16 protein-coding genes are annotated in these 15,624 nt (G+C 59.5%); all 16 read right to left on the reverse strand.

Annotated elements, in window-relative coordinates:
• Positions 1 to 437: 437 nt before the first annotated feature.
• The 16 genes from tnpC to RB548_RS24375 all read right to left on the reverse strand — a co-directional run bounded on the left by tnpC (position 438) and on the right by RB548_RS24375 (position 15,569).
• Positions 438 to 2,030: an IS66 family transposase gene (gene tnpC / locus RB548_RS24300; protein WP_331375525.1), complete on the reverse strand. Its 1,593-nt coding sequence runs from the start codon at positions 2,028 to 2,030 to the stop codon at positions 438 to 440.
• A 74-nt stretch (positions 2,031 to 2,104) separates the two neighbouring features.
• Positions 2,105 to 2,449, reverse strand: a complete 345-nt coding sequence (tnpB, locus tag RB548_RS24305) for an IS66 family insertion sequence element accessory protein TnpB (protein ID WP_331375526.1) — start codon at positions 2,447 to 2,449, stop codon at positions 2,105 to 2,107.
• Entirely contained in the window at positions 2,446 to 2,823 is a 378-nt protein-coding gene (locus RB548_RS24310) for a transposase (protein WP_331375527.1), read from the reverse strand. The genes tnpB and RB548_RS24310 overlap by 4 nt, the downstream gene beginning before the upstream one ends.
• Before the next feature lie 323 nt (positions 2,824 to 3,146).
• A complete protein-coding gene (locus tag RB548_RS24315) occupies positions 3,147 to 3,863 on the reverse strand; it encodes a DUF1045 domain-containing protein (protein WP_331375528.1) in 717 nt (238 codons plus the stop codon).
• Entirely contained in the window at positions 3,863 to 4,600 is a 738-nt protein-coding gene (gene phnL / locus RB548_RS24320; RefSeq protein ID WP_180942021.1) for a phosphonate C-P lyase system protein PhnL, read from the reverse strand. Before phnL ends, RB548_RS24315 begins: the two co-directional genes overlap by 1 nt.
• Positions 4,601 to 4,654: 54 nt before the next feature.
• Positions 4,655 to 5,812 carry a phosphonate metabolism protein PhnM gene (gene phnM, locus RB548_RS24325; protein ID WP_331375765.1) on the reverse strand — a complete coding sequence of 386 codons (1,158 nt, stop codon included), beginning with the start codon at positions 5,810 to 5,812 and terminating at the stop codon, positions 4,655 to 4,657.
• A 48-nt stretch (positions 5,813 to 5,860) separates the two neighbouring features.
• The gene (phnK, locus tag RB548_RS24330) at positions 5,861 to 6,658 is read right to left on the reverse strand and encodes a phosphonate C-P lyase system protein PhnK (protein ID WP_180942023.1); all 798 of its coding nucleotides are present in this window, start codon (positions 6,656 to 6,658) and stop codon (positions 5,861 to 5,863) included.
• 14 nt (positions 6,659 to 6,672) lie between these two features.
• On the reverse strand, positions 6,673 to 7,602 hold the full coding sequence (locus RB548_RS24335; protein WP_331375529.1) for an alpha-D-ribose 1-methylphosphonate 5-phosphate C-P-lyase PhnJ: 930 nt from the start codon (positions 7,600 to 7,602) through the stop codon (positions 6,673 to 6,675).
• A complete protein-coding gene (locus RB548_RS24340) occupies positions 7,599 to 8,705 on the reverse strand; it encodes a carbon-phosphorus lyase complex subunit PhnI (protein ID WP_180942025.1) in 1,107 nt (368 codons plus the stop codon). The genes RB548_RS24335 and RB548_RS24340 overlap by 4 nt, the downstream gene beginning before the upstream one ends.
• Complete coding sequence (phnH, locus tag RB548_RS24345; protein ID WP_180942026.1) at positions 8,706 to 9,311, reverse strand: phosphonate C-P lyase system protein PhnH; 606 nt, start codon at positions 9,309 to 9,311, stop codon at positions 8,706 to 8,708.
• Positions 9,308 to 9,718, reverse strand: coding sequence for a phosphonate C-P lyase system protein PhnG (gene phnG / locus RB548_RS24350; protein ID WP_331375530.1), 411 nt, complete (start codon positions 9,716 to 9,718; stop codon positions 9,308 to 9,310). Before phnG ends, phnH begins: the two co-directional genes overlap by 4 nt.
• Before the next feature lie 238 nt (positions 9,719 to 9,956).
• Complete coding sequence (gene phnF, locus RB548_RS24355) at positions 9,957 to 10,658, reverse strand: phosphonate metabolism transcriptional regulator PhnF (RefSeq protein WP_331375319.1); 702 nt, start codon at positions 10,656 to 10,658, stop codon at positions 9,957 to 9,959.
• A gap of 64 nt (positions 10,659 to 10,722) precedes the next feature.
• Entirely contained in the window at positions 10,723 to 11,925 is a 1,203-nt protein-coding gene (locus tag RB548_RS24360) for an alkaline phosphatase family protein (RefSeq protein ID WP_331375437.1), read from the reverse strand.
• A 34-nt stretch (positions 11,926 to 11,959) separates the two neighbouring features.
• Positions 11,960 to 12,961: an ABC transporter ATP-binding protein gene (locus RB548_RS24365; protein WP_331375436.1), complete on the reverse strand. Its 1,002-nt coding sequence runs from the start codon at positions 12,959 to 12,961 to the stop codon at positions 11,960 to 11,962.
• A 41-nt stretch (positions 12,962 to 13,002) separates the two neighbouring features.
• Entirely contained in the window at positions 13,003 to 14,019 is a 1,017-nt protein-coding gene (locus RB548_RS24370; protein ID WP_331375766.1) for an ABC transporter ATP-binding protein, read from the reverse strand.
• Between the two features lie 38 nt (positions 14,020 to 14,057).
• Entirely contained in the window at positions 14,058 to 15,569 is a 1,512-nt protein-coding gene (locus RB548_RS24375; protein ID WP_245181553.1) for an ABC transporter substrate-binding protein, read from the reverse strand.
• Positions 15,570 to 15,624 lie beyond the last annotated feature (55 nt).

Raw genomic sequence — 15,624 nt, forward strand, 5'->3', positions numbered from 1 at the left:
CAGCTATTTAGTCACAGGCAAATCAAGATGACCTAAACACACCTGTGTCGAAACCCGGACAGACACGACAGAAGGTGTAGGATAGCGTTACTTCCTATCGCTTAACGTTGATCTTGCCGGAGAGGCGCAATTGGTGTCCTTTCTGTAATTGGCTGGCGGGGAGTATCTGGGGAAGCGATCGCCGCTTTCTGCTCTACTGAGAGTTGAATTTGCTGCATTTTTCTCTGGATCGAGGCAATGTGCCGTTGCGGGCTTCGGCATATTTACCGCCTATCCGGCTGCGGCAATGATCTTCGAGCCACGTTTCATGTTACAGCGATGGCGGTGAGGTGGATCTGATGAGGCCATGGCAAGCCGTTTCGGCATCGCATGCGTCAAAGGCTTTAGCTTCGCTTCTTGGTGCCGAAGATCTTCTGTAAGCGACAAGCTGAGGCCGTTCAGCCGGCGTAGTTCCACGGCATGAGCGCGTCGATTTCTGAACTCGGCCAGCCATTGGCGATGCGCTCGAGGCTCTGAGTGAGCCAGGCAAGCGGATCGACGTTGTTCAGCTTGGCCGTCTGCAGCAGCGTCGCGATGGTTGCCCAGGTCCTTCCGCCGCCGTCGCTGCCGGCAAAGAGCGAGTTCTTGCGCGTTATGGCCTGGGGCCGGATTGCTCGTTCGACGATGTTGGAGTCGAGCTCAATGCGGCCGTCGGTCAGGAAGCGTTCGAAGATGGCGCGACGCGAGATGGCATAGCGGAGCGCCTCGGCGAGCTTCGATTTGCCGGAGACGCGTGGCAGGGTCTTCTGCCAGAGGGCGAAGAGCTCGGTGACGATCGCGGCGGAGGCCTCCTGACGCGCCGCGACACGGGCCTCAGGGCTTTTGCCGCGGATGGTCTCCTCAACCTGCCAGAGCTTCGCCATCCGCTCGACCGTCGCCGTTGCAACCTCGGAACTTTTGCCGACATGCAGCTCATAGAACTTGCGCCGGCTGTGTGACCAGCAGCCAGCCAATGTGACGCCGTCATTGCCGCCATCGGAGCGGACCAGCTTGTTATAGGCGGCATAGCCGTCGACTTGCAGGATGCCGCGATAGCCGTTCAAATGACGGGCGACGCATTCGCCGGCTCGACTGTCCTCGAAGCGGTAGGCCACCATCGGTGGACCGCTGCCACCAAATGGTCGGTCATCCCTGGCATAGGCCCAAAGCCAGGCCATCTTTGCCGATCCGGAGCCGGGAGCGAGCGTCGGCAAGGTGGTCTCGTCGGCGAAGATCCGCTCGCCCTTCTTGATCTCATCGAAGAGATAGTCCGCGAGGATCTCCAGCTCGAAACCGAGCTTGCCCATCCATTGCGCCATCAGCTTGCGGTCGAGCTCGACCTTGTCGCGGGCATAGATCGTCTCCTGTCGGTAGAGCGGCAGGCCATCGGCATATTTGGAGACGGCGATCTGCGCCAGAAGCGCTTCCGTCGGAATGCCGCTCTCGATGATGTGTGCCGGCGCCGGCGCCTGGATGACGCCGTCCTCATTTTTGAAGGCATACTTCGGCCGGCGGGTGACGATGACGCGGAACTTCGCCGGCATGACATCCAGCCGCTCCGAGACGTCCTCGCCGATCAGCACCTTCCGCTTGCCGGCATGCTCCGGCAACTCCTCCGGCTCGATGACGACTTCGACCCGCTCCAGGTGAGGTGCGAAGCCCTTGCGTGGCCGCGGCGGACGTTTGCCATCCGGACGCTCGCGGCCCTTGTTGACCTGTGCCCTGATCGCGGCGATGCCGGTCTCGATCTCCTCGAAGACAAAGGCCTGCTGCTCGTCGTCCGTGGTGGGAGAGCCGAGCTTTTCCGATCGCCGGCCGAAGCGGGCGCGATCGAAGGCCTTCAGGATCTGGGGCAGCCGCTCGATGCGCTCGTCGGCATCGGCGTTTCGCGCCTTGAGATCAGCGACCTCGCTCTCCAGGGCGTCGGCGCGCACCGCCTTTTCGGCCATGGCAAGCACCATGGCTTTCAGCGCTTCTACGTCATCCGGGAGATTGAGATCGGGCGGCGTCATCGGCCCGACCAGAGCACATTTTGCTCCGGTTTTCCTGCCCTTTCAGGCCGCTGATTCACTTCGCCGCAGGGCCTTTACCTAACAATTTCCGGCGGCTTGACCGGCACAGATCGAACCCGCTTCCAGTCCATGCCATCGATGAGCGCCAGAAGCTGGGCATGGTTGAGCTGAACCCGGTTATGACCGATGCGGGGCCAGCAGAACTGCGATTTTTCCAACCGCTTGGCATAAAGGCAGACCCCAGAGCCGTCCCACCAGACGATCTTCACTCTATCCGCCCGTTTGGCCCTGAAGACGTAAAGCGCACCGTTGAACGGATCACTGCCGGCGTCCCGCACCAGCGACAGCAAGCTGTCTGGTCCCTTGCGGAAGTCGACAGGATGACTGGCCAGGAACACCTTCACGCCGGAGGGGATCATGCCGAACGCACCGCCCGGATCACCCGCTGCAAGTGCGCCTCGTCGACATCTGCGCCGGCGCGCACGACAATGTCGCCAAGGACAACCTCGATCACCGGGGCAGCCGCGCGCGCCGAGGCCACTTCGCCAGCCGAATGCTGCGGGGAGGCATCGTTCCGAGCGTCACGACGCCAGGCGAAGAGCTGGGAGGGATGAATGCCGATCCGATGGGCGATCGCCGATACGCTTGCGCCGGGCTCCAATGCCTCTGCCACCGCCTGAGCCTTGAACTCATCCGACCAACGCCGGCGCAATTGCCGTGGAGCACCCTCAAGTCGCTCGGCGACCGCTTCGATCTTACGGAAGGTTCTAGTTCCAGAACTAGGCGCAGACATAGAAGCTCACTTAGGCTCACAACGTGCGCTACCGATATCCGACCGCTAACCCCTACGCCAGACGGGGTCTCCTTGCCGCTTACGATCTTCTCGATCCCGCCACGGATGTAGTCACCTGGAGAAGCCGCCGCAGGAACTAGTCATAGTCAACCGGCTCACGGTCCTCTCCGACCGCGACCGGTCAGCTGATAACCCGGCGCATGAAGCGAACGCGAGGATCATCTTTGTGGCGGCTTCGCACATAGTCGATCAACGTGTCTTTGCCCGCACCGCTTAGCCCGACAACAAGGATAAGTGTGCTCCACGGGGCGACCTCATTGGCCTCAGATCGCCGCCTTGAGCAGCGCTTCGCCTTTCAAGGCGAACTGGGAACGAGCAATAAAATTGCCACCGTCGTTCTCCTGGACGAACAGGGACAGGGTGTCGATGCGGTAATCCTCGGGCAGGTACGGCCGGAAGACCTTTTCCAGACGCGCTCTTGTTTGTACGCGATCCTCTTCGGCAACGCGGCCGGTCAGCGTCATATGAAACCGGAAACGATCGAGCACGTAAGGATAGCCCCACCGTACGAGATGAACGGTCTCGATCTCATCGAGCGGAGTTTGCAGCCGCCGCTGGAGTTCCGATGCAATCATCGGCGCCCGGAAACGATCGAACTCTTCTACGATCTGCGCAGCAAAATTACGCAAGGCGGGGATGGGGCTGGCGGGGACGAGCGCGAAGAAGCCACCGAGAAGATCGAGCCTGAGAGGACCTATCGGACAAGAAGACCGCGACGCGGCGAATCTCCTGATCGCCTGTTCGAGGTCGTCGACCGAAGTGCCTTCTCTCAACCGGAACGGTGCCTTGAGCGTGGCGTGGAAACCATACCGTCGCGGTTCGGACGTTAGCAGGCCGTCCGCTTGCGGTCGGACGTCACCGGCTGCATCAAACTTGCCGAACGCATCGCGGCCAAGCCACCCACTCGCCGCTACGCTCAGTGGGTGTTCCCGAGCCGGTGCATAGTAAATGGCGTAGCGAGGAGTGGATGGTGCGGGCATCAGGCGCATGCCTCCGCCAGAGCAACCATCGCGGCCGATCGATTGCCGACCTCGAACAGCGTGTCCGTAACGGCTTCGCGCACTTCCTCGTCGTGAAAGATGCCGACGATGGCGGCGCCACGGGCTTTCGCCTCGTTGATCAACTCGACGACGGTCGTGCGATTGGCCGCGTCAAGCGAGGCGGTCGGTTCGTCGAGCAGCAGGACGGGGTAATCGACGATGAAGCCCCTGGCGATGTTGACGCGCTGCTGCTCGCCACCGGAGAAGGTGGCCGGCGCCAGCGACCAGAGACGCTCAGGGATTCGAAGCCGTGTCAGCAGGGTTTTGGCGAGCACCTTGGCGTTGTCGGCCGGCATACCGTTGGCGATCGCCGGCCCCGCGACGACATCGAGGGCACCGACGCGCGGGATGACGCGCAGGAATTGGCTAACATAGCCGATCGTCCGGCGACGAATTTCCACCACCTCCCAGGGCTCGGCGGCGAGCAGGTCGATGGTCTCGCCGCCATGCTCGAGAAGGATCTGGCCTTCATCCGGCTTATAGTTGGCGTAGAGCGAGCGCAGCAGGGTCGACTTGCCAGCGCCGGATGGTCCGTGCAGGCAGACGCATTCGCCGGATCTCACCGTGAGCTCGATGTTGTCGAAGACGGGCAGGACGATGCCGCCCTGCGTGTGGAGCGTGAAGCTTTTGGAAAGGCCAATGGCGTGAAGCGCGGTGTTCGTTAGCACGGATTTCATGGAACGGTTCTCCCGGTGTCTGGTCGAAGACACCGTCTTGTGGCCTGCGTTCTGTCAAAAGACCTGCCGGCCTTCTTTCCAGACTCTTCGGACAAGCGGCATGTCGTTGATCCCGGTGATGTGGCAGAGATCGGCTCGGCTGCCGATTTTGATCGCACCTCTGTCGGCAAGGCCGGCGGCCGAGGCTGGGACTGAACTGACGGTAGAGATCGCCTGTGGCAAGCTCATGCCGACCGGATCTCTCGTCAGCTGAAAAGCCGCATGCAGGAGGCTTGCCGGAACGTAATCCGAGGCGAGGATATCGAGATGTCCTGTTGTCGCCAAATCCCGGGCGCTTACGTTTCCCGAATGCGAGTTGCCGCGAACGACGTTGGGTGCGCCCATCAGGACACGAACGCCGAGCGAATGCGCCGTTTCCGCCGCAGGCCGCGTCGTCGGAAACTCGGAGATCAGCACACCGGCAGATTTCGCCTCTCGAACATGCTCGGCTGTTTCATCATCGTGGCTGGCGATCGGTAGTCGTCGAGCACGGGCAAGCGCGACGATCCGGGCCTGATTTTGAGGTCCGATCGTTCGGGACGCGTCCATCCATGCTTCGATACGGCGATCGGCATCCTCTTCCGACCAGCCGTACTGCGTGATCTGCATCTGGCGGAAACGGTCGAGTTGCCGCGACTGGCGATGACCGGGGGCGTGATCCATCACCGAGACGAGCTTCACAAGCGGATCGTCCACCAACGGCGTGAATCGGGCCAGAACGTCCTCGTCCGTCACCTCACAGCGCAGATGCAGAAGATGGTCTGCTCGAAGCACGCCATGGTCTTGGGCTTTATGGATACCATCGACGAGGATGGGCAGAATGCGAGCGCGATCGTCTTGCTTTCTGTGATCGCGGGTCATTGACCCGATACAAAGGGAATCGAAAACCGTCGTAACGCCGGCTGCGGTCATCACGGCATCATGCGTTACGACAGCGGATAGCGGATTCCAAACCACGCCGGCCCGCGGCAGAGCATGCTTCTCCAGATTGTCGGTGTGAAGATCGATGAGGCCTGGGATCAGATAGCCTCCTTCGAGATCGATCGCACCGGGCATCTTGCTTCTGCCCGGAGTGACGTCATTGATGTAGCCGTCAACCACATGGACGGTTCCTTCGTAAACCTCGTCCAGCAAGACGACTCTTGCGCCGCTCAAGGTCAGCTCGTTGTTGATGGAGCGTTTGACCGCCACACCGCACGATGAAGTGTCAGTTCCGAACATCTAAAGCACCGATGATACTAAAAGTTGGGTGTAGGCGTGATGCGGATCATCCAGGACCTGGTCTGCCAGACCGGTCTCCACAATGTTGCCCCGCCACATGACGATGATGCGGTCCGCCAATAGCCGGGCAACGGAAAGATCATGGGTGACGATCACCGCGGAAATCGCAAAATCTTGGACCAACTGTCGCAGCAGATCCAACAGCCGGGCCTGGACCGAGACATCGAGGCCGCCGGTCGGCTCATCCATGAAGACGAGGCGCGGTTTGGTGACGAGAATTCTGGCGATCTGCAGACGTTGCTGCATGCCGCCGGAAAAGGTTCTCGGGTGGTGATCGATGCGCCGCAGGTCAATCTCGACCCGGGCCAGCCAATTCTGAGCCTCTTCGCGTATGCGGCCATAGTGCCGGGCACCGATGGCCATCGGTCGCTCGCCTATGTTGCCTCCCGCGCTGACTTCCATTCTAAGGCCATCGCGCGGGTTCTGGTGCACAAGTCCCCAGTCGGTACGCATCAGCTTGCGTCGTTCTGGCTCTGACAAGGTCAGAATATCCGTTGGCCCCTTGTCATTGAGGTCGTAAACCACCGAGCCTGTGTCCGGCATCAACCCTCCCGAAAGGCAGTTGAGCATCGTCGACTTACCGGATCCGGATTCGCCAACGATGGCGATGATCTCCCCTGGAAAGAGGTCGAAGGAAATGTTCTGGCAGCCGATCGTCTTTCCATAGCCCTTCGTAAGATTTTGCACGGAAAGCAGTGGTTGCCGGCGACTGGGTTGGACCTGGATTGCAGTTCTCATCGTGGTTCCGATCCCTATTCGGTTTTCGAGTTCGGGAGCGAACCAAAGGGAGCCCGACCTTCACCCTCCGGTCCAACGTGACCTTGGTCTCGACGCGTTGCGCAGTAGTCGGTGTCAGAGCAAACGAACATTCGTTGCCCGCTGTCATTCACGACGATCTCGTCGAGGTAACTGTCACTTGCCCCACAAAGCGAGCAACAGTGCCTCCATTTCTGCACCCGGAACGGATGGTCTTCAAAGTCGAGGTTCTGCACTCGCGTGTAGGGCGGGACGGCATAGATCCGCTTTTCGCGGCCCGCGCCGTAAAGCTGGATCGCCGGACTGTTCGCGATCTTTGGATTGTCGAATTTGGGAATAGGCGACGGCGACATCAGATAGCGCCCGTGGGTCATCACCGGATAGCTGTGAGCCGTGGCAATATGGCCGAAGCGTGCAATGTCTTCGTAAAGCTGGACGCTCATTAACCCATATTCTGCATAGGCATGCATCTTCCGCGTCTCAGATTCCCTCGGCTCCAGACTGCGCAATGGTTCCGGCGACGGGACCTGGTATACGATGACTTGACCCTCTCTGAGAGGGGTTTCGGGGACGCGATGACGGGTCTGAATGATTGTGGCCGCATCGGTTTTTTCGGTCGTCTCGATTCCAGCCACGCGCTTGAAAAATCGGCGGATCGAGACCGCGTTCGTGGCGTCGTCCGCACCCTGGTCGATCACCTTGAGCGTGTCGTTGGGTCCGATGACACTGGCCGTCACTTGTATACCGCCGGTGCCCCATCCGTAGGCGAGCGGCATTTCGCGGCTGCCAAACGGAACCTGCAGGCCGGGAACGGCCATCGCTTTCAAGATGCATCGGCGGATCATCCGTTTGGACTGCTCGTCGAGATAGGCAAAGTTGTAGGCTTGGCGGCCACGCTTGGCCGCATTTTCATGCGCGTCGATCATTCCGCCGCCTCCTTCGTTGACGGGCTGCCGACCTGCTCCTCGCGCAGCTGTCGTATGAACTGCAGGTCACCCTGAAAATCAACGTAGTGAGGCAAGGTCAGATGTGAAACGAACCCAGCCGCCTCGAGATTGTCGGTATGAGAAAGAACGAACTCTTCGTCCTGTGCGGGGTATTTCACATCCTCGCCATATTCACGGGACCGCAATGAGCGATCGACGATCGCCATTCCCATCGCCTTCCGCTCACTCTTTCCAAAGGAGAGCCCGTAGCCCCGCGTGAAGCGTGCCGGCTCGTCGTCCGAGCCTGCAAACAAGTCAAGCATCTGGCATTCGGTGACGGTGATGTCTCCAATCGAAACTGGAAAGCCCAGTTCCTCGGGAACCACTTCGATCGCGACGTCTCCGACCCGGGTTTCGCCGACATAGGGATGGGCTGCGCCATAGCCACGCAGAGCGGAATAAGCCAACCCCACGACAAATCCCTCATCGCCACGGGCAAGATTTTGCAAACGCTGATCGCGACCGGCCGGCAATGCCAGGGGCTCTCGCGTCAGATCGAAAACCGACGCTTTGCCAGGCGCAGGCACTTCTGCCTCGATCAGACCTTCATCGGAGATGCTATCGAAAGCACGTGGACAATTGGCATCGAGCGGGGTCGCAGCCAGTTCCGCCCTTGTCACCTCGGCATCAGCGTTGTCGAGGAGGTCGAAATCAAGCAGTCTATGCGTGTATTCGTAGGTCGAACCGAGGACCTGTCCCCCAGGAACGTCCTTGAAGGTTGCGGAGATCCGTCGCTGGATGGCCATCCGATCCGTCTCGATCGCATTCGACACTGCGAAGCGCGGTAAGGTCGTACGAAACGCCCGGAGGAGGAAGATCGCCTCGACTGCGTCGCCCTGGGCCTGCTTTAATGCCAAGGCCGCAAGCTCTCTATCGTAGACAGAGCCCTCGCACATCACGCGGTCGACGGCGAGACCGAGTTGCTCGGCGATCTGAGAAACGGTAAGTTCGGGAACTTCAGGATCGCCGCGTCTATCCTCTGCGATCAAACGGTGCGAGTTGAGGATAGCCTGCTCGCCGCCTTTTACAGCCACATAGGCCATTTAGATCTCCACCGATATGCTGCGGGGAAGAGCAATGATTGCTTTTCCGGAGGTAAAGAGGACATCGACCCCGATCGGATAAAGCTCCTGATTGAGCTGCCACTCTTCCCAAAACCACGACGGAAGCCCTTCGATGGTGGCCGAAACCTCGTGCTGGATCCCTGGCCCTTGCCATCGAACCGAGGGACCATCCGTAAAGGAGGGCACCTGGACAACAATGGTCGTCGAAGTCTGGGGCTCCAACTCAGTTCCGAGGCGAAACCCTGCTAGGCGTGGCATCGTCGTCGAATCGGCCACGATGGCAAATGCTGCTTCGTCCGCGCCATTGGCGAACGGCGTCCCGCAGTGAAACCCAAGGTAATTACGGACGTCGCCACGATTAGATCGGGAATCGAGCCAGACCGGCGTTTCGAAGTCTGCCAATGTGAGGCAAGCGGAGACGGTCGCCGGCGCGAGCGGCCCAACTGCCGTAGCTACAGAGCCAAGCGTTTGCGGGCGGCCCACATAAGCATAGGCATCCAGAATACGGCGGAACGTGTCTTGGCTGTCGAAAACGGGATTTGTGAATCCGGGCTTGATCCCGGCAGTGTCCATACCGCTGTTCATTCCGGGCTCGTGCCTCGCGCCATTGCAAAAAAGTCGACCTTTGTGGAAGCCGCCTTGCGGCTCTTCAGCTCACGCCGTCTCGCTTGCATCGCTTCAAATTGAGCGACCAATTCGCGACTCTCGGCCGCCCGCTGCAGGAGCGCATCGAAGACTGCCGCCAGTTCCGCATGGCGCTGGTCGCGTCCGAGTACGAAGGCGAACCCCGTCGTGCCCTCGGTTAGCCTCAGGGCACATCGGGTCATCGTGACCTCACCGAGGTTGAACGCACCGCCGGTACCGCCTGCGCGTCCACGCACCAGCACGAGGCCGGTTTCGGGTCGACGCAGCCATTCATATTGAGGAGCGATGGGCAGATCGTTCCACGCACGCTCAAGGTCATCACACTTGGTTCGCGCCAGAACCGCCATCCATCGCCGTCTGTTTTCAATTTGATTGCGCACTTGCATTCGCCGCTTCGATTGCAGGCCTCGGTGGGCCGGGCCTAAGATGATACCTAGATGTCTAGGTATCTGCTTTTTGCAACACTTTGATGACAAGAGGCTGGTTCAGCAGAAAAGTGTTAGTCGGAGCAACAGAAGGAAATGGCCGGCGCTGGTAGGCTGAACCCGCGAATGAAGCTCCCTTCCCGTTCGCCAGCAATCTCGTTTAGTCATCGGCTTCTATCAGGTATTCATATCTGTCGGCTCGTATGACGCCGAAGGCGTATTTGATAGGTAATCCATCCGGAGCCACATCGACATTGGTCTCGAAGAGCACCGGGCTGGACGATGATATTCGCAACAGACGGGCCTCTTGCTGGGTGGGCCTTCGGGCGGTAATCCGCGTCCATTTTCGCTTGTATTTCGGAATGCCACAGCGCTTCAGGGCCGCAGTCGGAGAGTTCAGCCCCTCGAACGCCGTGGCGAGACCAGGAACTCGCTCGACCGGAAAATAGGCCGTCCCGGTCGCCAGGGGCCAATCGTTGATGAACGAAGTCGTCCTGACGGCCGTCACGAGCGCCGAGGGCGCAATCTTCAAATGCGTCGCAATATCCGGTTCGACAGAGATCTCGTTGATCGACAAGATCTCCCGCTTGACCGACTTGTTCTGGCCAAGAAGTTTGAACGTAAATCTCGGATCACTGCCCAAGGTGTGCGAAATGAAATCGTCGGCAACGAAGGTACCGACACCATGTTGCACGCGCAGAGCTCCTTCAGACTCCAAAATCTTGATGGCGTTTCGAACGGTGTGGCGATTGACGCCAAATCGTTCTGCCAAAGCCAGGTCCCCAGGCAGGCGACCGTTCTCGAAGGCTCCTGCATGGATATCGCTGAGTATTCCGGAGCGAACCACTTCCCAACGTTTCATTAAGCACCACTTCAACTGCCGATACGACTATTGCATTCCCCAAAATGGGTGCAGGAAACCCTGTTTACCCGAAAAGCGGCCGATCAGGAAACATCTCTGTGGATAGCCCAAGGATGGATGCAAGCGTCGGCGCAAGGCGTGTGGCTTCAGCTCCTTCCGCCACCGCACTTGGCAGACCGGCCCCGGACATAATGCAGATACGATCGTCCGCAGGCATGCCTGGTCGAAATCCATGGGTGGCTTTGTATTTCGGTCGACCGAGCGGTTGGTCAGCCGGATGCCCGGCTGGCACTAGTTCGAAATCATGCTGCGGCGGAGCCACGAAAGTAGCAATGCGCTCGCGAAGTTCTACCGGCAAATGTGCATCATTCCAAGGTTCCGCCCCCACGGCGGCGAGCCTTCGCGTAACCTCCGCACGATCGGCATCGTTGTCGACCAGGACGTGCAGCGTCGCACCCTCAGTGCAAAACGTTTTTCCGGGAATAACCAGCTCAGGCAGGATCGAAGTGTTGATGTTACCGTGACCGTGATCGCTGGTAATCGCGATCACGTAGTCGTCGAGCCGGCCGGATCGGCGCAAGGCGTCCAGGCAAAGTCCAACGAGAGAGTCGGCAAAGGCAATAGAGAAATGGGCCTCTTCGCTCTCGCAGCCGAACTCATGCTGGAACATGTCCGGGGCATTAATTTCGGTGACGACCAGATCAGGCGGTTCTTTAGAACCGATCAGCCTTGCGGCGACGGAGACGGTCAATTGGTCGTCGATGAGCGTCGCAGTGACCCGAGAGACGAGATCCGGCCTTGCGGACTCCTGAACGAAGGAAGGCAGGGGAACACCTGCCAAGCGACCGCGCGGATCTTTGACTCTCAGGAGGTAGGGGGCACTGCCGTCGATCGGAACCTTGGTGAAACCGGGGCCGCGCATCCAACTGGGCGGAACATAGACGGAGGTATCTTCCGGGTCGATGAGAGCATGCCCGACGCAGGCCACGTCCAGGCCCGCGCGTGAAGCAAAGGTTGCAATTGTCGGCACAAGAAGATGCTCCACCTCGGCCGCGATGAATGCTCCGTCGATCAGAACGCGATTACCAAAAACCCCGTGCCTGTCTGCATCGACACCTGTGAGGATGGAAGCCCGACCCGGCATGGAGGTCGCCGGTACGGCGGAACGCATCCGGCGAACGCGATATCCGCTGTCGGCCAGAGCAGATAAATTCGGGAGCCTCTCCCGATGGTTCTCAAGATAGTCCGAGTTCACGCCGTCGATCATGATCAACAGGAGTTTACGACGCTTCATTTCAATCTCACCCCTTCAAATCGAAAGATTTTTGTTTGATGCAGGCCGTCCAGTGCCCTGGCGCAACCTGGCGCAGTGCCGGTGAAGCCGCTGCACATTCCGGGCTTGCAATCGGGCACCTGGTTCGAAAGACGCAGCCGGACGGCGGTGACACGGCACTCGGAACTTCGCCTTTCAGAACCACCCGGTTTCGTCGAAACTTTGGATGCTCGACCGGCAGAGCGGCCAGCAGCGCTTCGGTGTAGGGATGCGCAGGCCCATCCCAGAACATTGCCGAAGGGGCGATCTCCATGATCCGACCGAGATACATGACGATCACCCGGTCGGCGATGTGGCTGACCGCGCGCAGATCATGCGAGATGAAGAGCATTGTCAGAGACAGCTTGTCCTTCAGCTCCAAGATCAAGTTGATGATCTGCGCCTGAACCGAAACATCGAGCGCCGAAATCGGCTCATCAGCGACGATGAAATCCGGCTCGGTCGACAGTGCTCTGGCGATGGCGATCCGTTGGCGTTGACCGCCGCTGAAGCTGTGCGGGTAGCGCACGGCATGCGTCGGCGAAATTCCGACCCGTGAGAGGAGTTCTGCCACACGCTCAAGCCGTGCTCGTGCGGTCAGATGAGCATGATGGATCGACAGCGGTTCACCGACGATTTCCCCGACGGTCATGCGTGGGTTGAGGCTGCTGTAGGGATCCTGGAACACCATCTGCATATGGCGCCGAAAGGAACGCATTTCCTTTGGCGTCAAGGTCGTCAGATCGACCCCTTTGAAGCGAACCCGGCCGGAACTCGGCGGCGTCAGCCGCAGCAAGCTGCGCCCCAGCGTCGTCTTGCCTGAACCGGATTCGCCTACCAGAGCGACGATCTCGCCGGGCAATATCGAAAACGATGCTCCGTCGACAGCTTTGATGAACTGCTTGGGACGGAACAGCGACCTGCTGCGCAGTGGCAGGTGAACCCGAAGATCCTCGACGTCAAGCAGAGACGCACCGCTGAAGGGCGGCATCACACCGCCATTGGGCGACCCATAATGTGCAAAGGACGCATTCATGCTACAGCCTCCCGCCTCGCGGCAGATGCGGTGATTTCTCGCCAACGCCAACAACGGACACTGTGGCCGTCGGCGATGTCGAGTTCCGGCATCTGCCGTGCACAGTCGGCGACGGCATGGCTGCAGCGCGGACGGAAGGAACAGCCGCTCGCCAGATGAGCAAGTTCCGGAGGGCTGCCGGGGATGGCGGAAAGCCGCCGCGGAAATGCGCGGCCAGGCTGCAATTGCGGCCGCGCTTTCAGGAGACCGCGCGTGTAGGGCATCCATGGCGTGTCGAAGATCTGCATGACATTGCCCTCCTCGACAATCCGGCCGGCATACATCACCACGACCCGATCGGCGATTTCGGCAACGACACTGAGGTCATGCGTGATGAACAGCATGGCCATGCCGGTCTCCTGCTGTAGTTCGTGTAGAAGGGCAAGGATTTGCGATTGGACCGTGGCATCGAGGGCCGTCGTCGGCTCGTCGGCGATCAGCAATTTCGGACGACATGACAGCGCGATCGCGATCATTGCCCGCTGGCGCATACCGCCGGAAAGTTGATGCGGATAATCATCGAGGCGCCGCTCGGCATCGGCGATACCGACCCGATCGAGCAGTTCTCTGGCTTGGCGTCGAGCTTCGCGAGGAGTGCATCGTTGATGGGCCCGCAGAACCTCGGTCAATTGGTTGCCAATCGTGTAGACCGGATTGAGCGCTGACGCGGGCTCCTGAAAGATCATAGCGATGTCGTTGCCAAGAATGCCGCGCAGACGTCGCGCCGGAATTTGGAGAAGGTCCTCCCCTTGATAGAGGACCTTCCCCGCAACAATCCGGCCCAGTGACTTCGGAATGAGGTTCAGGATGGAAAACGCGGTTGCCGATTTGCCTGAGCCGGATTCTCCGACAAGGCAGACCGTACTTCCTTGCCGAACCGAGAACGAGACCCCTTCAACTGCTTTGACAGTTCGATCGTGGGCATGAAAATGGGTGCGCAAATTCTCGACGCGCAGGAGTTCGGCATCGTTCATCATAAAACCGTCCTGGTAGCTGAGCGGAACAGTGACCTTCACTTGAAGTGAATGTTGTCCGGCCGGAAATCCATCGTGTAGTCGGTGTTCGGCAGCCACTGGATGGTGGTCCGAACCCCGTAGAATTCCGGCGCACGATAGAGGTACGTACCGGGCGCTTCGTCCTCGAAGATATCGATCATCTTTTGATAGATGTCGTAGCGACGTTTGGTATCGAGCGTGGTCTCGCCTTCTTTGGCGAGTTCGACGAAGCGCTCCTGGTCTTTCCAAAAACGCTTCGCCCAGGTCATGTAAAGCGTGACCGCGGGGTCGGTCGGCACGACCCAGTCAGACGCGTTCCTCACGGTGAGGGCCGGGTCCTCCTTTTTGAGCTTCGTCCAGCCTTCGTCGACACGAACGCTGGCATTGACGCCGATCGCTTTCCACATCTGAACGACAGCTTCCGCGACTGCAACGCCATTCGTGTAGTAGACCGGGTGAGTTACGAATTGGATCGGCTCCCCCTTGTAGCTCGATTGCGAGAGCAACTGGCGCGCGCGGTCGGGATCGAAGGCCGGAGTTGGCCGATCGGGATTATAGAGTTCCGGTCCCCAGGCCTCGTATTGGGCGGAGTGCGGCAGCGTAGCCTTGCCATCCCACAGGGTGTCGACAAGCAGCTGGCGATCGACCGACAGATTGAGTGCCTGCCGCAGTTTCTTGTCGGCCATCACTGGGTTGAAGGTGTTGTAGATAAGGAAGTGATGGTTCATCAACGCGCTGCGGAGGTCGCAACAACCCAGGTTCTTTACCGCTTCCAATTGATCCGGCGGCAGGCTGTTGATGACATCGACCTCACCGTTCGCGAGCGCAGTGATCCTCGCAGAAACCTCCGGGATGGCCTTGAAGGTCAAGCTCGAGATTGTCGGCCGACCGCGAAAGTAGGAGTCGTTGGCCTTCAGTTCCATGCTCTCGTCAGGCTGGAGCTTGACGAAAGCGAACGGACCCGTCCCGACCGGCTTTTGGCCGAAGCCGCTCTCTCCCACCGACTCGAAATAGGCTTTCGGCACGATATCGCTCGAATGATAGGCAAGCAGGTGTAGCAGTATCGGGCTCGGAGCTGTCGTGGTAATCCGGACAGTCAGATCATCGACGATGTCGACGCGTTCGATCACCTTGAGGAGATTCTTGGCAAAGACGTAGTCCGACTCCGGATTCAAGATTCGATCAAAGGTGAATTTGACATCAGCACTGGTAAAGGGCTGACCGTTGTGAAACCGCACATCCGGCCGCAGCGAGAATTCCATGGTACGATCGTCGATCCGCTTCCAGCTTTGTGCTAGGCCGGGAACAAGCTCATAAGCTGTCCGATCCTTGCTTTTGGAAAAGTCCCGCGCAACGAGCGTGTCGAACATATTGTATGTCATTGGGAAGTCGACATTGCCAAGTGCCAATGCGGGATCGAAGTTTGCGCGGACCGCGTTGACGCCGACAGTGAGGGGGGGTCTTGTGTCTTCCTGCGCGACCGCGAAGGTCGGCAGTAGCATAGCGACCGCTACGAGTAGGTTTCGCATAGTGTCTCCTAAGGTTGGAGTTGTTGAGTTTTCCTGCAGGAAGCGTTTGAGAGGG

The sequence above is a fragment of the Sinorhizobium chiapasense genome (assembly GCF_036488675.1).
GTDB classification, from domain to species: Bacteria; Pseudomonadota; Alphaproteobacteria; order Rhizobiales; family Rhizobiaceae; genus Sinorhizobium; species Sinorhizobium chiapasense.

What these genes read in the sequence shown, in the direction of transcription:
- tnpC (WP_331375525.1), bottom strand. Translation starts at nt 2,030, where the DNA reads ATGACGCCGCCCGATCTCAATCTCCCGGATGACGTAGAAGCGCTGAAA.
- tnpB (WP_331375526.1), bottom strand. Translation starts at nt 2,449, where the DNA reads ATGATCCCCTCCGGCGTGAAGGTGTTCCTGGCCAGTCATCCTGTCGAC.
- RB548_RS24310 (WP_331375527.1), bottom strand. Translation starts at nt 2,823, where the DNA reads ATGTCTGCGCCTAGTTCTGGAACTAGAACCTTCCGTAAGATCGAAGCG.
- RB548_RS24315 (WP_331375528.1), bottom strand. Translation starts at nt 3,863, where the DNA reads ATGCCCGCACCATCCACTCCTCGCTACGCCATTTACTATGCACCGGCT.
- phnL (WP_180942021.1), bottom strand. Translation starts at nt 4,600, where the DNA reads ATGAAATCCGTGCTAACGAACACCGCGCTTCACGCCATTGGCCTTTCC.
- phnK (WP_180942023.1), bottom strand. Translation starts at nt 6,658, where the DNA reads ATGAGAACTGCAATCCAGGTCCAACCCAGTCGCCGGCAACCACTGCTT.
- RB548_RS24335 (WP_331375529.1), bottom strand. Translation starts at nt 7,602, where the DNA reads ATGATCGACGCGCATGAAAATGCGGCCAAGCGTGGCCGCCAAGCCTAC.
- RB548_RS24340 (WP_180942025.1), bottom strand. Translation starts at nt 8,705, where the DNA reads ATGGCCTATGTGGCTGTAAAAGGCGGCGAGCAGGCTATCCTCAACTCG.
- phnH (WP_180942026.1), bottom strand. Translation starts at nt 9,311, where the DNA reads ATGAACAGCGGTATGGACACTGCCGGGATCAAGCCCGGATTCACAAAT.
- phnG (WP_331375530.1), bottom strand. Translation starts at nt 9,718, where the DNA reads ATGGCGGTTCTGGCGCGAACCAAGTGTGATGACCTTGAGCGTGCGTGG.
- phnF (WP_331375319.1), bottom strand. Translation starts at nt 10,658, where the DNA reads ATGAAACGTTGGGAAGTGGTTCGCTCCGGAATACTCAGCGATATCCAT.
- RB548_RS24360 (WP_331375437.1), bottom strand. Translation starts at nt 11,925, where the DNA reads ATGATCGACGGCGTGAACTCGGACTATCTTGAGAACCATCGGGAGAGG.
- RB548_RS24365 (WP_331375436.1), bottom strand. Translation starts at nt 12,961, where the DNA reads ATGCCGCCCTTCAGCGGTGCGTCTCTGCTTGACGTCGAGGATCTTCGG.
- RB548_RS24370 (WP_331375766.1), bottom strand. Translation starts at nt 14,019, where the DNA reads ATGAACGATGCCGAACTCCTGCGCGTCGAGAATTTGCGCACCCATTTT.
- RB548_RS24375 (WP_245181553.1), bottom strand. Translation starts at nt 15,569, where the DNA reads ATGCGAAACCTACTCGTAGCGGTCGCTATGCTACTGCCGACCTTCGCG.